Here is a 13,758-nt window from a genome sequence, read left to right on the forward strand (position 1 = left end):
GACGCGCGCCGGGGCACGTCAGAGCCTGGCGCCGTCGGGGGCGCGGCGACCCGACCCGGCGGGGGGTCAGTTCGCGGCTTCGGCCTTCTCGGCGCCCCGCCGCCAGCGGATGCCGGCCTCCAGGAACGGGTCGAGGTCGCCGTCGAAGACCGAGCTCGGGTTGCCCGACTCGTACCCGGTGCGCAGGTCCTTGACGACCTGGTAGGGGTTGAGCACGTAGTTGCGCATCTGGTCACCCCAGCTGGCCTGCACGTCGCCACGCATCTCGTCGAGGTGGGCCTTCTCCTCGGCCTTCTTGCGAGCCAGCAGCTTGGCCTTGAGGACGACCATCGCGGAGGCCTTGTTCTGCAGCTGAGACTTCTCGTTCTGGCAGCTCACGACCGTGCCGGTGGGGATGTGGGTCAGACGCACCGCAGAGTCGGTGGTGTTGACCGACTGACCACCCGGTCCTCCGGAGCGGTACACGTCGACGCGGATCTCCTCGTCGGGGATGGTGATCTCGTCGGTCTGCTCGAGCACCGGGACCACCTCGACCGCAGCGAACGAGGTCTGGCGACGACCCTGGTTGTCGAACGGGCTGATCCGCACCAGGCGGTGCGTCCCGGCCTCGACCGACAGGGTGCCGTAGGCGTACGGAGCCCGGATGGCGAAGGTCGCGGACTTCAGCCCGGCCTCCTCGGCGTAGGAGGTCTCGAAGACATCCACACCGTACTTGTGCTGCTCGGCCCAGCGGATGTACATCCGCATCAGGGTCTCGGCGAAGTCGGCGGCATCGACGCCACCGGCGCCGGCGCGGATGCTGATCAGGGCCTCGCGGGCGTCGTACTCGCCGTTGAGCAGGGTGCGGATCTCCAGGGACTCGGCCGACTTCTTGATCCGGTCCAACTCGATCTGGGCGTCGGCGAGCGACTCCTCGTCACCCTCTTCGGTGGCCATCTCGACCATGATCTCGAGGTCGTCGATACGGTCGGTCAGCGAGGTGAAGCGTTCCAACTCGCCGTTGAGCGTGGAGAGACGGCCGGTGACGCGCTGCGCGTTCTCCTGGTCGTCCCACAGGTCAGGGGATCCCACCTGCTCGCTGAGGTCCGCGATCTCCGTACGCATCGCGTCGAGGTCCAGGACCTGACCGATGGTCTTCATGGTCGCGTTGAGCGTGCGGATCTCTGCGTCGAAGTCGGTACCAGCCACGCCCTCACCCTACGGCGCGGGTCGCAACGGTGTCGAAGCGGATCAGTACCGGCCGAAGAGCTGCGCGGCGTACCAGCGACCGTCCTCGCCCTTCACGGCTGCGACCTCACTGCGGCGGTACTCCCTGCGCAGGATGTTCTCGCGATGCCCGGGGGACTTCATCCACCCCTGGTTGACCACGGAGCGACCGGTCCGGTATCCGGCGGCGACATTCTCACCGACCATCCGCATGTCGCACGCGCTCAACACCTTGCCCAGGTCCTGGTGCCAGATGGCGCGCTTCCTGGCCATCTTGCGGGCGTGGCTCTTGGCGTACCTCTTCAGGCACTTGCTGGCCTTGAGCTTCACCCGGTCGTGCTTGGCACGTTGCCTGTTCGTCGCCTTCTCGGCGGCCGTGCCGTACTTGGAGGCCGGGCTCGCTGCCTGCGCTGGAGCCGCGGTCAGGGCGCTCAGGCCGAAGGCGAGGAGACCGACGGTGAGGGTCGTTGCCAAGGCACTGGCGAGGATGCTGCGGAGGGTCGTCACGGCGTGCTCCCGAGAGGGTCGCGAGGCGGGGCGTGCAGGGCTTCGGGCCGACGATACGTCGCCGCGACCCTGAGCGCGAGCCTCCAGGATCATCGCCGACGATTAGAGTGCGCGACCATGAGCGCCCCTTCCTCCCTCCCCCTGGCCGGTGTCCGCGTGCTGGAGCTGGGCAACTTCATTGCGGCCCCCACGGCGGCCCGCCTGCTCGCTGACTTCGGCGCCGAGGTGATCAAGGTCGAGCGGCCGCGTACGGGCGACGAGCTGCGCAACTGGCGACTCTTCGCCGGGGACACCTCGATGCTCTACCGCACCATCAACCGCAACAAGCGCTCTGTCGAGCTGGACCTGCGCACTGAGTCAGGGCTGCGGGCTGCCAAGGCACTCCTCGCGAAGTGTGACGTCCTGATCGAGAACTTCCGTCCCGGCACCCTGGACCGGTGGGGCCTGGACGCCGCGACACTGGCCGCGCTGAACCCAGAACTGGTGGTTGCGCGGATCTCCGCCTTCGGCCAGACCGGACCGATGTCGGCGCGCCCCGGTTTTGCGGCGGTGGCCGAGGCGTACGGCGGTCTGCGTGAGCTCGTCGGCGAGGCCGACCGTCCGCCGGCCCGCGTCGGGGTCTCCATCGGAGACTCCATCGCGGGCCTCTACGCCGCTTTCGGCGTGGTGATGTCGCTGCACCAGCGCGGTGTCGCCAGGGCCGCTGGCCAGCAGCCCCCGTCGCCCGTTGACCAGCACGTCGACGTGGCGCTGCACGAGGCGATCTTCTCGATGATGGAGTCGCTCGTGCCCGACGTGTCGGCCCACGGTGTGCCGCGCGTACGCACCGGAGGCCGGATGGAGGGGATCGCCCCGTCCAACGCCTACCCGTGTTCGGACGGCGACGTGGTGATCTCCGGCAACGCCGACAACCTCTTCCCCAAGTTCATGCGTGCGATCGGCCGCGAGGACCTCGCCGCCGACCCCGACCTGGTCAACAACAAGGGGCGCTGGGAGCGGCGCGACGAGCTGGACGACGCCATCGGTGAGTGGACCGGCGGTCGTACGCGGGCCGAGGCGCTCGCGGTCCTCGACGAGGCCGACGTCCCGGCCGGACCGATCATGACGGGGGCCGACATCATCACCGACGAGCAGTTCCTGGCCCGCGACATGGTGCAGCACCTGCCGGTCGACGTGGCCGGCGAGACCCGTCACGTCGCCTTCCCGGGGATCGTGCCGGTGCTCGGTGAGAAGTCGCTCCCGGTCCACCACGTGGGTCCGGACCTCGGCGCCGACAACGAGTACGTCTTCCGCGACCTGCTGGGGCTCGGAGAGGACGAGATCGCGACGCTCCTCACGCGGTGACGACCCGAAATCTGGGCGCGGGAGGCATAAGTTCGCGCTCACCGGGGCATCGAGACGTCAGCCCTTCGCCACAGTGGTCACCCTGACCGCGCCGGCGACAGACGTCAGGAGACCAACATGGCCGCCAAGAGGATCGCATTCGTGCTGGGAATGGGTGCCGGTTACGTCCTGGGCGCGAAGGCCGGGCGCCAGCGCTACCAGCAGATCGTCGGCAAGGCCCAGGACGTGTGGCAGAACCCCCGCGTGCAGGCCAAGGCCGACGAGGCCCAGCACCTCGCGAAGGAGAAGGCCGGCGCAGCCGGATCAGCCGTGGCCGGCACGGTGACGAAGAAGGCCGGAGCGGTCGGCTCGACCATTGCGGACAAGGTGAGCCGCAAGTCCGATGACGATCAGAACGACTCCGCCTCCAGCACCGGCTCGCACTCCTCGCCCAGCTCCAGTTCCGGCTCCAGTGCGGGTGGGTCGCACACCCGCTCGGACGTCCCGACTCCCGAAGAGGTGTCCCTGGGTGGGACGCACGGAGGGGTCGACGCGCCTGCCGCTGCTCCCTCCCCCGCTCCCAGCCCGGTCCCCGGCAGCGGTGGCGCCGACTCCGGCGTCAACAGCCCCTCCGACAAGCTCCCGCCGCACCCGGTCGCCAAGCCGGGCGTCCCCGGAGGTAGCCCGGAATGAACCGCCCCGAGGACCCTGTGGAGGTCACCCGTGCGAGTGCCGCCGGGGCTGCATCCCCACTGACGCCGGGCACCGCAGCCCAGGACTCGACCACCGGTCAGCTGGTCTCGCAGTTGTCCAGCGAAGTGACGCAACTGGTCCGTGACGAGTTGCGCCTGGCCCAGATGGAGGTCTCCGGCAAGGCGAAGAAGGCAGGTGTCGGGATCGGGATGTTCGGCGCGGCCGGGGTGATCGCCCTGTACGGCCTTGCGGCCCTGCTCACCGCGATCGTGCTGGCCCTGGCGCTGGTGGTGGACGCCTGGCTGGCAGCGCTCATCGTCGCCGTCGTGCTCTTCCTGGTGGCCGGCGTCGCCGCGCTCCTGGGCAAGAAGCGCGTTGAGGCGGCTGCTCCGCCGTTGCCCACCCAGACGGTCGCCAGCGTCAAGGAGGACGTCGATGCCGTACGCAACCCCGGCGCCCACCACTGAGCCCACCACCGAGCGGCGCGGGCCGGACTGCGGCCCACCCGAGACGACCCACCGTGCCTTCGGCCCCACCTCAGGAGTGCAGTGATGACGGACGTGAACGGCAACGGCAACGGCACCACCGACGGTGACGCGGACCCGCAGATGGAGGCGGTCCAGCGCGACATCGAGCAGACCAGGGAGAGGTTGGCCGACACGGTCGACCAACTCCAGGCAAAGCTCGACGTGAAGGCGCGGGCCACCGCGGGGGCCCAGGACGCGAAGGAGCGGGCCCTGGCCAAGGTGCTCGACGCCAATGGCCAGCCTCGTCCCGCTGCCCTGGCCTTCGGTGGCGCTGTGGTGGCCGGGCTGCTCGCCGTGGTGGTGGTCAAGATGTGGCGCCGCCGTCACTGACCATCCTTTTCGAGCGAGGTCAGACCGGTTCTGGGAGAAGTGAGTAGTTGCACTCTGTTCTGGGTACTACTCCGGCGACGACGATCCAAGCATGCCTGCACCGTCGTCTCCGTTCCCTCCTGGAGGACCCTTGAGCACCCTACGAAGCGTCGTCACGGCGACCTGTTTGGCCCTGAGCCTGTTCCTGCTGCTCACGGCTGGCGAAGGGTCTCCCGAGCCGGAGTCCTGGCGCGCCGTCGTCGGGCGCTGACCCTCCGACGCGGGCACTTCAGCGCAGCACGGTGACTGCCGCCCGACCCGTCGCCACGATGACGGGATCGTCCACGCCAGGGACGGTCAACGGTAGTTCCAGAGGGGCCCGCACGATCACCGTCACGACACCGTCCGCGGGGTCCACCCGCGCTTCGTGGCTGAGCCCGGGGTAGGTCTCGTAGGCGCCGATGGTGAGGAGGTACTCCCCCACGGCGTCATCCACGGCGGCGGCGCTCTGACCCAGACGCCCCTGCGGAAGCCCTTCGGTGTACGCACTCACCGAACCCAGGTCGGCACCCTGGAGAGCGGCACCGTCGGCGATGCTCGTGAGCCCTTGCCGCTGGAGGTAGGCCGCCGACGCATCGACGACGACGGCCACCAGCAGGAGGAGCAGGAGGGCGAACCCGATGATGAGGAGAGCCACGCTGCCTCGTTCGTCGGCTGGGCCCCGCGGTCTTCTCACTCCACTCTCCCTTGGACGTACTGGCCGATCGGGACGGTATGGCTGGACTCGAGCGCGAAGCCCGTCTCCCCTCCCCGCAGCACCTCGGGGAAGAGGGGCAGTTGGACGTGCGAAGTGATGGTCACGGTGATCACCGACGTGCCAGCCAGGCAGTTGCCCGGTCCGAGACTGCAGTCGACCTCGACCTCGAGCGGCATGTCATCGCCACCTTGGTCGGTCAGCGTGAAGCGGGCGACCTCGCGGGCCCGCGCCAGCCCCGTCTCCTCGTCGGGGGCCAACGCGTACGCCCGGCCGGCCGCGCGTGCCGCAGAACTCACTGCGAAGGCTCCACGCTGCACCTCGAAGACCGAGATCACGATCCAGACCATCGGCACCAGGAGCACGATCCCCAACCAGACGAATTCCACGATCCCGCTGCCGCGTTCGTCCCGGCGCCTTGCACTTGAGCGAACTCGCCACCCGGCGAGGAGACGGTTCACGGCGCACCGACCGGGTCGGGCTCAACCAGTGCGCTGCCCGAGACCTCGAACTCGACCGTTGGTCCGCCGAGGCCGAGCGCGGGGACCACCACCTCAGCCACCACGCGGTGGACCGCCACACCATTCACGTCCACCGTCTCGATGCGACTCCCAGTGACGAATCGGGACGAAATGGCTGCAGCCCACTGGTCGCGAGCGCGGTCCAGGCCCTCCTGCGGGGTCGACTCCCAGGCGGCGGCGTGCCGCGCCCCCTCCGAGGCGGCAAGCGCCACGGTGTTGCGGACGTACATCACCAGGGCGACCTGCATGATTCCGAGCACCAACGGCACGAGCAGGACCGTGACGAGGACGAAGTCGACCACCGCCGAGCCTCTCTCGGTGCGACGTCTGCTCGGTGACACCTCAGCTGCCGACGCTGCTGAGCGCGCGTTCGAGAATGACCGTGAGCTGGTCCTCGGCCAGCGCCCCGAGCGCGGCCACGATCCCGACACTCATGACGACGATCAACACCCATCCGGGCACGTCCCCGCGTTCGTCGCGACGCCGACCGACGGCATCGAGAAGGGCGACCTGGAGACGGATGTGGGTCAGGAGCAGCATGGGCATGGTTCCTCCCGGAACGGGTTCGATGGTCTGTGGCGTGCTGGGACTTGAGAGAGCTCGTGCGCTCACGGGGTGGTCACGGTGCGGTCAGGCGGAGGCCAACGGCCCCCGGGAACAGGGCGAAGAGGATGACGACCGGCAGAACGAGAAAGACCACCGGGACGAGCATGAAGACCTCACGGCGAGCGGCTGACTCGATCAACGCCCGCCGCCCCGCCTCACGTACGTCGGCGGCCTGGGCGTGCAGCACATCGGCCAACGGCGTTCCGCGTTCGACCGCGATGGCAATCCCCTGGGCGAACTGGGCCACGATCGGCACCCCACTGGTTGCGGCCAGTCGCTCGAAGGCCTGTCCCACAGGCTCCCCGGTACGGATCTCACCGAGCACTCGTCCCAGATCGACGGCCAACTCACCGCGACTCCGGTGGACCACTCGGTCCAGCGCCGCGACCGGGCTCTCGCCCGACGCCACGGCAAGGGCGAGCAGCTCGGCCAGCACCGGGAACTCGGTCAGGATGGCCCGGTCACGTGCCTTTGCCTGAGCCGTGAGGCGTTGGTCTCGCAGGACCACCCCGGTGACGAAGGCGCAGGCACAGAGCAACAACCCGCTCACCACGCCACCGCCGCCGCGCAGGGCGGCAAGGATCTGCCAGGCGGAACCGACGGCGAAGCCCACCAGCCCCCACACCACCTGTTCAATGCGGAACTCGTGCACGGTGAGTCCGAGACCTGCCCGGTCGAGGCGTCGCGCCACCGAGGCGGACCCACCCAACACCTTCTCGACCCCGTCGGCACTGCGCCGCAGCACCGGCCCGAAGATGCCCGTCGCGGCTGCCAACGGAGAAGCGGAGAGCGGCGCGGCCGCGGACGAGACACCCCGCAGACGAGTCGCAGCGGGGGACCCGGAACGCGCTGCCTCCCGGACGTAGGGCAAGACCCTGGTCTCCAGAGACGTACGGCGGATCGCCACCACCCGTGACCCGGCCAACAGCAGACCACCAGCGGCGAGCACGCCGAGGACGGCACCGAGCATCGCGGGACTCACGCGAGAATCCTGCGTTCGACGGGTAGTCGACCAATCCTGGTCATCAGCGCGTATGCGCCGAAGCAGGCGGCCGCGCCGACCATCAGCACCAGGACACCGGCTGCCGACGCGAAGTGGGTGATCACGTCGGACTGGAACGACATCATGAGCAGCACGATCCAAGGAGCCGCCACCGCCATACGGGCCCCGCTCACGGTCCAGGCCTGCCGTGCCTCGAGTTCCGATCGGGTGCGCTCCTCCTCCCGCAGGTAGTGGGAGAGGTTGCGGAGCAGACGCCCGAGGTCACCCCCGCCCACCTCGCGCGCGACCCGCAACCCCTCGACCATCCGGTCCCCCACCGGGTCAGCGAGAAGCACCTTGAGACGGTCGAGCGACTCCCCGAACCTGCCGGTGACGTGGTAGTCCAGCCCGAACTGGGCGAAGGCGTCACGCAGTGGTTCAGGCCCGGTGGTGGCGAGACTGATCAGCCCGTCCGGCAGGGACATCCCGGCCCGCACCGCCGAGGAGAGGTTGTCCACTGCCTCGGGCCAGACCTGTGCGAACTCCTGCTGCCGCACCCGAGCACGACGACGTACGGTCGCGTACGGAGTCGTGGAAGCCATGAGCCCGAAGACCAGGGCGACCGGGAAGGTGCGCGAGACGACCTGGACCACGACCAGGGCCATGAAACCGAACAGCAGGGACAGACCGGTGAGGCTGGTGACCGAGACGTGGGCCATCCCAGCACGCTCGAGAAGGTGCTGGAGCCGGCCCGCGTTGACGTCGTCAGGACGAGGGCTGCGCGGCAGCGCAAAGGCAGCCCAGATCAGCATGGCTCCCACTCCGACCCCCAGGCCGATCAGGGCCCCCATCAGGACGCACCGAGGCGTGAGGGACCCGCGTTGAGCAACCTGTGCACATCGACGCCGACCCGCTCGTAGCGTTCGAGGCGGTGCGGAAGTCCGCCCGTCCAGACGAGCCCGTCGGAGCGGCGCTCGAAGATCGGCTCTATCTCGATGATGTCTGCCTCGACCCGCCCCGGGACTGCGACGATCTCGTTGACCCTTCGCACACCTCGCGCATCGAGACCGAGGTGGACCACCAGGTCGACGGAGCTCGCCACGGTGGGGACGACGAATCGGGCCGAGATGTTCTCCCCCGCCAGGAGCGGCAGAGTGCACATCTTCATCAAGGCCTCCCGCGCACTGTTGGCGTGCAGGGTACACATCCCCGGCAGTCCCGAGTTGAGCGCGAGCAAGAGGTCCATGCACTCCTCGGCACGCACCTCACCCACGAGGATGCGCGAGGGACGCATCCGCAGCGACTCCTTGACCAGATCACGGAGCCGGATCTCGCCGGTGCCCTCGAGCCCCGACTGCCGCGTCTGCATCGGCACCCAGTCAGGATGGGGAAATTTCAGCTCGAACACCTCTTCGGCGCTGACCACCCGGTCGCCTCCCGGGATCGCCGCTGCCAGGCAGTTCAGCAGGGTGGTCTTCACCACCATGCCTTAGTGTCACCTCATGACCACACGGACCAGCGTTGCGATCTACGCCCGCATCTCACAGGACCGCGAGGGAGCGGGTCTCGGTATCGAGCGGCAACTCGCGGACTGCCGAGCCGAGGCGGAGCGGATGGGCTGGACGGTGGCCGAGGAGTACGTCGACGACGACATCAGCGCGTACTCCGGCAAGCGACGCCCGGCCTACGAGCGAATGTTGGAAGACCTGCAAGAAGGCATCAGAGACGCGATCATCGTGTGGCACATCGACCGGCTACACCGACGCCCGATCGAACTCGAAGAGTTCGCCCGAACCTGCGCGCGCGCTGGAGTCGCAGACCTACGGACGGTCCACGGCGAATTCGACCTGGGAACCGGAGACGGGATGTTGATGGCTCGCGTGCTTGCGGCCGTGGCCGCCAACGAGAGCGACAGCAAGCGCAGACGCGGACGCCGCAAGATGCAGGAGATTGCCGAGGCAGGTCGCCCGCACGGGGGCGGGACCAGGCCGTTTGGCTTTCAATCCGACCGGATCACCCACGATGCCCAAGAGGCTCAGATCATCCGCACGCTCGCGGAGAGGGCCCTGGCGGGCGAGAGCCTGACCAGTCTTGGCCGATGGCTCACCGAGGAGGGGGTCACGACAGTGACAGGCAAGGAGTGGCGCACCCCGGTTATTCGTCAACTCCTACTCAACCCGCGCATCTACGGCGTCAGGGTCCATCGCGGGCAAGCCTTGGGACCTGCCGTATGGGAGCCGATCATTTCTCCTGAGCGCGGCGAGGCTCTTCAACTCCTGCTCACCAATCCCGAGCGACGAACCAACCGAACAGCACGCCGCTACCTGCTCTCAGGCATGTGCCGTTGCCAACTGTGCGGCAGCGTCATGTACTCGGTCCCCCGCTACGAGGAACGGCGCTACCTGTGTCGCTCGGGCCACGACTTCGGCGGCTGCGGACGCATGGCCATCTCAGCGGCACCCCTGGAACAGATCGTGAGCGAGGCAGTCCTCCAGCGCCTCGACAGTCCCCTGCTCCACGACGCCCTGGCGGGACGGATCCACGACGACGGGTTGGCCACTGAACTCGGCAAGCAGATCGCTGCCGATACCTCACAGCTCGAAGAACTCACCGACCTCTACACCAACCGGGCGATCACGCCACCGGAGTGGATGCGCGCACGGGATGCCATCGAGGCACGACGAAACGCAGCACGACGCCGTCTCTCCGGCCTAACGGGGACAAGGAACCTTGACGCCTACATCGGCAACGGAGCCGACCTGCGCCGACAGTGGGGAGAACTCAACCTCGATCGACAGCGCAACATCGTCCAAGCACTAGTCGATCACGTGGAGATCATGCCCGGCACCCGAGGCACCCGAGCAGTCGCCATCGAGCGCGTCAATCCGATTTGGCGTCTCTAACCGGGTGGACCCGGCCGCGTGCTCGCGCTGCCGCGCTTGCGCCCGCCCCCGGCCTCCGCCCGACCTAGAAGCACCATCACCCGTTCAACCGTGCTCGGATCTGTGACCTGCACCGGAACCCCCTGATCCGCACAGGTCTGCTCCACCAGCGCCCGCACATCGTCTGCCCAGCCCATCACGACCACCGCAACGAGATAGCCGGAGCGCCGTTCCAGTCCTCGACCTCATGAGAGTTCCAAGACCAGGACGGCGATGCCTGCATGCGCTCGCAGGCCATCTCCGTGACCTCATCCGCCGAGCGACCCGTCAGCCGTACAGCCCTGGGGGCGAACCCCTCAGCGACCTCATACCGCTTGAGCGAACGCGTGCGTTCCCGATCCTCGAACGACTTGCCGACGTACTTGCCCAGGTAGCCCGCTGCCTTACGCGCCTCCCCCACCCGTCCCGAGCCGACAGCCAGATCGCCCAGCAACTTGATGTGAACGAACCCGGCACCGGGCGCGTCCCAGGCGGCCTTCAACTGGCTGCGGTGCACGTATCGCCCGAGGGCCAGATGCATGTGCAGACCGTGGTCGGTCTTGTGCCACTCCGGCACCCACACATAGGGCAGCGGCTTCCCGCCCAGACCCTGCCGGAGTTTCCGGACGAAGACCCCGACATCCTCACGAATCTGCCGCTCATCGTGACACCCCGAACCCTCGTAGGTCAGGGTGACGAGTCGATTGAGCCCGTTCTCCACGCAGTACCGACGCAGACGCGAACGAGCGCGCCGACCCGCTTCCTGACGTGCACGATCAGGATCAGCGGCAGAAGTTCCAGGAACGTACGTGCGGGGAGCACGAGTCGACGGCTGGAATGACCCCCCGGCCTCGAACGCACCGGGATACAGGTTGAGATTCCACGCGGCCTGTGGTGCAAGCAGGGGACGCAGATGGCGAGAGCGATCGGCCATGACAGAGACTTTCGGGACGCAGCGACAGGAGACTGGTCCCGCACGGCTGCCTGCGTATTTGTCGCCACCGAATATGCGACCGCGCAGCCGTCTGCTGGTCATTCGGCCCGGTTAACTTCCGGCCTGGCTTTGTCTCTGTCATGGAACGGGATTTCCCCGAACTCTTAGAACCACCCACAGGATGCATCATCTCAACAAATCCTGCACCCCGAACACGCCGAAGAGGGGACAGCGCACATCGCCGCCCTGCCTATCGGTGCTGCGGCTCGCCGCTCCCCCACGCGGGAAAAACGTCCGCGCGGGGCCCCTGCGGACCCGAGAGAGCCGCCGCCCAGGCAAGGCCGCGACGACGACGAGTTGTGTTGCTATTTCAAGTGAAGGGCGGGCTGCGCCCGCCGTCCCCAACAGGCTGCTAGTCGAGAGGCGGGAGGAGTCCCACCTCGTCACAGCGCTTTGCATTAGCGACCGCCAGCACCCTCCCCACCGGAGTGACATGGACCGAGCCAGGGATCGCGTCCCACCAGGCACGCAGAATTGCCAGATTCGGCTTTGCGTCCAGAGCGCTCGCGAACTGCTCTTTGAGGTCGGGATCTACGGAGCCGAGCCCGAACGTTCCTTTTGCCAAAGTAATCGCCTCGGCAACTTCTGCTTCATCACGAAAGGCTTCGAGAGCTTTTTCAAGGCTACCCAACGATGGATGCCCCACCCGCGAAAAGCCGGGCTTCAACTCGTGATCAATGACTGCCTTCCGCAGGATATTCCCACCCTGATTATCCAGGACCCCATCGACCAATTCTGAGGATATACCAGACGCCAGATACCCCGGCGTCTTGCTCTCGCCGTAGTAATCAGCGAAGCGCCTCAGAGTGCCACTCCTACTCGCGCGAACCGCATCGAGAAGGTCCAAATGATCAAGCCAGTCAAACCCCTCGGGGAGATCCTCCATTTCGAACTGACCGAACAACCTGTCCATGGTCGCCAGTCCAAACTCAACCTGTCCCGAGGCCGGCGAGAACTGAGACGCTGCCTGCAGAACCGTCAGACCATTGAGCGCTTGCGAATCGAGGAGGTCGACGACTTGGACGGCTCGATCTATTCCGGCTCGGATTGGACGATCATCCCCTCGCTCCACCCTTTGGGTGAGCAGTTCCGACAACATGTCATAGTCGCCGTCGCGTTCGGTAGAGGCGGCCCCAATGTGTGCTTTTCTAAGCAGGACTTGAAAGGCAGGGTCAGCGAAGGCTGATAATTTGTCTAGAGCGTTTAGACGATTCAGCACTCGCTCGTTGAGTTTTTCGATGCGCACGACTCCCAGCGCGTCAGCCTTCTCGAAATGCTCGCTGACAACCCTCCTGGCGACGAGTTCGGCAACCTCCATCGCCTGGTCCAACGTAATGTTCTCATTGAAGTCGCCAGCCACCATGATTTGTTTTGCGTTGTCGCCAGCGCGCTGCGTTTGGCCGCTCACGATTGGCCCTTGCGAATCTTCTGGTCTCCTCCGGCTTGAGTCTGAATTGCATTATCGCCCGCTCGCTGACTTTGGCGCACATTCCGCACTGCCAAGCGATATCCCACCGGACCACTAACCCCTGCCCCTATAACCAGTCCGATCAGCATCGTCCCGAGGCCGTCGAAGAACCACTCCACTTGCTTCCCCCATCTGTTGGTCTTGGGGGCCATCCTCACACAGGGTGCCCTAAGGAATTGTGGGCTTGCCGGCCTGCGTCCCTCCGGCGATCAAGATGTTGAGGCCGGCGCGCACCGAGGCCTCGAGGAACTCCGCGGCGCTCGCCGTGAGACTGCCCAGCTCGACCAACTCGGTGAGACGAGCTGCCTGTAGACGGAACTTGCGGATGTTGACTGCCGTGAAACCCCGGCTGATCCCCTCCAGCACCACGTGGAGGCGGTGCCCCTCAGGAAGCATCGCGTCGACGAAGGGGCGGCTGAGGTCGATGCGGCGGCCGCTGGACTTGAGCATGCGTTCGACCAACTCGTCGACCTGCGCGGAGGTGAGCACCAGGTTGGTGAGCTCGTGGCGACCGTTGCGAGCGACGAAGACCCGCGAGGGGTCGTTGATCCAGATCTCCTCGACGCTCGGGTCGTCGAGCAACGGCTGGAGCGCCCCGAAGCCGGCGACCCGGGCCACCAGCTCCTCGACCAGGCTCGCGGGATCGTCCACGGGCGGGACCGCCCCGGTGAGCGAGCGGTCGTCGTGCTCCCGGACCAGGGTGCGGGCGAGGTGGCGTACGACGTCGATGCCGCGCTGGGGGTCGACCCCCTCGCGTCGCACCGCGTCACGCAACTGCAGGTCGAGCGCTTCCACGGTCTCCGACGAGGCGCCGGAGCCGGCCAGGACGGCGCGCCCGGGCGTCGTCAGCGTGGCCGCAATGGCGTTCATGGAGGTCCTGTCCCGGTGGTCGGCGATGGCATGCGGACGCTAGCGAGATCGGAGCCAGGTCTGCATCGACAGAACGG

Annotated in this window: 17 protein-coding genes; 5 read left to right on the forward strand and 12 right to left on the reverse strand. The window is 67.3% G+C overall.

The window, feature by feature from the left end:
* Nucleotides 1-66: 66 nt before the first annotated feature.
* The gene (gene prfB / locus DNK52_RS02710; RefSeq protein ID WP_110239257.1) at nt 67-1,188 is read right to left on the reverse strand and encodes a peptide chain release factor 2; all 1,122 of its coding nucleotides are present in this window, start codon (nt 1,186-1,188) and stop codon (nt 67-69) included.
* 42 nt (nt 1,189-1,230) lie between these two features.
* A complete protein-coding gene (locus DNK52_RS02715) occupies nt 1,231-1,713 on the reverse strand; it encodes a CAP domain-containing protein (protein ID WP_162598565.1) in 483 nt (160 codons plus the stop codon).
* Between the two features lie 117 nt (nt 1,714-1,830).
* On the opposite strand from DNK52_RS02715, the gene DNK52_RS02720 reads away from it, so the two are divergent.
* The 4 genes from DNK52_RS02720 to DNK52_RS02735 all read left to right on the forward strand — a co-directional run bounded on the left by DNK52_RS02720 (nt 1,831) and on the right by DNK52_RS02735 (nt 4,586).
* On the forward strand, nt 1,831-3,057 hold the full coding sequence (locus DNK52_RS02720; RefSeq protein WP_110239261.1) for a CaiB/BaiF CoA transferase family protein: 1,227 nt from the start codon (nt 1,831-1,833) through the stop codon (nt 3,055-3,057).
* A 117-nt stretch (nt 3,058-3,174) separates the two neighbouring features.
* On the forward strand, nt 3,175-3,729 hold the full coding sequence (locus DNK52_RS02725) for a hypothetical protein (protein ID WP_110239263.1): 555 nt from the start codon (nt 3,175-3,177) through the stop codon (nt 3,727-3,729).
* Nucleotides 3,726-4,196, forward strand: a complete 471-nt coding sequence (locus DNK52_RS02730) for a phage holin family protein (protein WP_110239265.1) — start codon at nt 3,726-3,728, stop codon at nt 4,194-4,196. Before DNK52_RS02725 ends, DNK52_RS02730 begins: the two co-directional genes overlap by 4 nt.
* A gap of 84 nt (nt 4,197-4,280) precedes the next feature.
* On the forward strand, nt 4,281-4,586 hold the full coding sequence (locus DNK52_RS02735; protein WP_204163340.1) for a DUF3618 domain-containing protein: 306 nt from the start codon (nt 4,281-4,283) through the stop codon (nt 4,584-4,586).
* A gap of 268 nt (nt 4,587-4,854) precedes the next feature.
* On the opposite strand, the gene DNK52_RS02740 is transcribed toward DNK52_RS02735, so the two are convergent.
* From DNK52_RS02740 to DNK52_RS02770, 7 genes are all read right to left on the reverse strand, one after another.
* Nucleotides 4,855-5,262, reverse strand: a complete 408-nt coding sequence (locus DNK52_RS02740; protein WP_239455341.1) for a pilus assembly protein TadG-related protein — start codon at nt 5,260-5,262, stop codon at nt 4,855-4,857.
* Nucleotides 5,263-5,297: 35 nt separating this feature from the next.
* Nucleotides 5,298-5,708 carry a hypothetical protein gene (locus DNK52_RS02745; protein ID WP_239455342.1) on the reverse strand — a complete coding sequence of 137 codons (411 nt, stop codon included), beginning with the start codon at nt 5,706-5,708 and terminating at the stop codon, nt 5,298-5,300.
* Nucleotides 5,709-5,776: 68 nt separating this feature from the next.
* On the reverse strand, nt 5,777-6,142 hold the full coding sequence (locus tag DNK52_RS02750; RefSeq protein ID WP_239455343.1) for a TadE/TadG family type IV pilus assembly protein: 366 nt from the start codon (nt 6,140-6,142) through the stop codon (nt 5,777-5,779).
* Nucleotides 6,143-6,182: 40 nt separating this feature from the next.
* Nucleotides 6,183-6,386, reverse strand: coding sequence for a hypothetical protein (locus DNK52_RS02755; RefSeq protein ID WP_110239272.1), 204 nt, complete (start codon nt 6,384-6,386; stop codon nt 6,183-6,185).
* A 73-nt stretch (nt 6,387-6,459) separates the two neighbouring features.
* A complete protein-coding gene (locus DNK52_RS02760) occupies nt 6,460-7,428 on the reverse strand; it encodes a type II secretion system F family protein (protein ID WP_110239274.1) in 969 nt (322 codons plus the stop codon).
* Nucleotides 7,425-8,279, reverse strand: a complete 855-nt coding sequence (locus tag DNK52_RS02765; RefSeq protein ID WP_110239276.1) for a type II secretion system F family protein — start codon at nt 8,277-8,279, stop codon at nt 7,425-7,427. Before DNK52_RS02765 ends, DNK52_RS02760 begins: the two co-directional genes overlap by 4 nt.
* The gene (locus DNK52_RS02770) at nt 8,279-8,908 is read right to left on the reverse strand and encodes a CpaF/VirB11 family protein (RefSeq protein WP_239455344.1); all 630 of its coding nucleotides are present in this window, start codon (nt 8,906-8,908) and stop codon (nt 8,279-8,281) included. Before DNK52_RS02770 ends, DNK52_RS02765 begins: the two co-directional genes overlap by 1 nt.
* A gap of 22 nt (nt 8,909-8,930) precedes the next feature.
* Here DNK52_RS02770 and DNK52_RS02775 point away from each other — a divergent pair, with 22 nt between their 5' ends.
* The gene (locus DNK52_RS02775; RefSeq protein WP_110239280.1) at nt 8,931-10,331 is read left to right on the forward strand and encodes a recombinase family protein; all 1,401 of its coding nucleotides are present in this window, start codon (nt 8,931-8,933) and stop codon (nt 10,329-10,331) included.
* A gap of 175 nt (nt 10,332-10,506) precedes the next feature.
* Here the strand turns inward: DNK52_RS02775 and DNK52_RS02780 are convergent, their stop codons facing one another.
* From DNK52_RS02780 to DNK52_RS02790, 3 genes are all read right to left on the reverse strand, one after another.
* Nucleotides 10,507-11,070, reverse strand: coding sequence for a rolling circle replication-associated protein (locus DNK52_RS02780; protein WP_204163341.1), 564 nt, complete (start codon nt 11,068-11,070; stop codon nt 10,507-10,509).
* A gap of 625 nt (nt 11,071-11,695) precedes the next feature.
* Nucleotides 11,696-12,751: an LPO_1073/Vpar_1526 family protein gene (locus tag DNK52_RS02785; RefSeq protein WP_110239284.1), complete on the reverse strand. Its 1,056-nt coding sequence runs from the start codon at nt 12,749-12,751 to the stop codon at nt 11,696-11,698.
* A gap of 228 nt (nt 12,752-12,979) precedes the next feature.
* Nucleotides 12,980-13,681, reverse strand: coding sequence for an ATPase, T2SS/T4P/T4SS family (locus tag DNK52_RS02790; protein ID WP_110239286.1), 702 nt, complete (start codon nt 13,679-13,681; stop codon nt 12,980-12,982).
* Nucleotides 13,682-13,758: the final 77 nt, after the last annotated feature.

This window comes from Nocardioides gilvus (genome assembly GCF_003194605.1).
GTDB classification, from domain to species: domain Bacteria; phylum Actinomycetota; class Actinomycetes; order Propionibacteriales; family Nocardioidaceae; genus Nocardioides; species Nocardioides gilvus.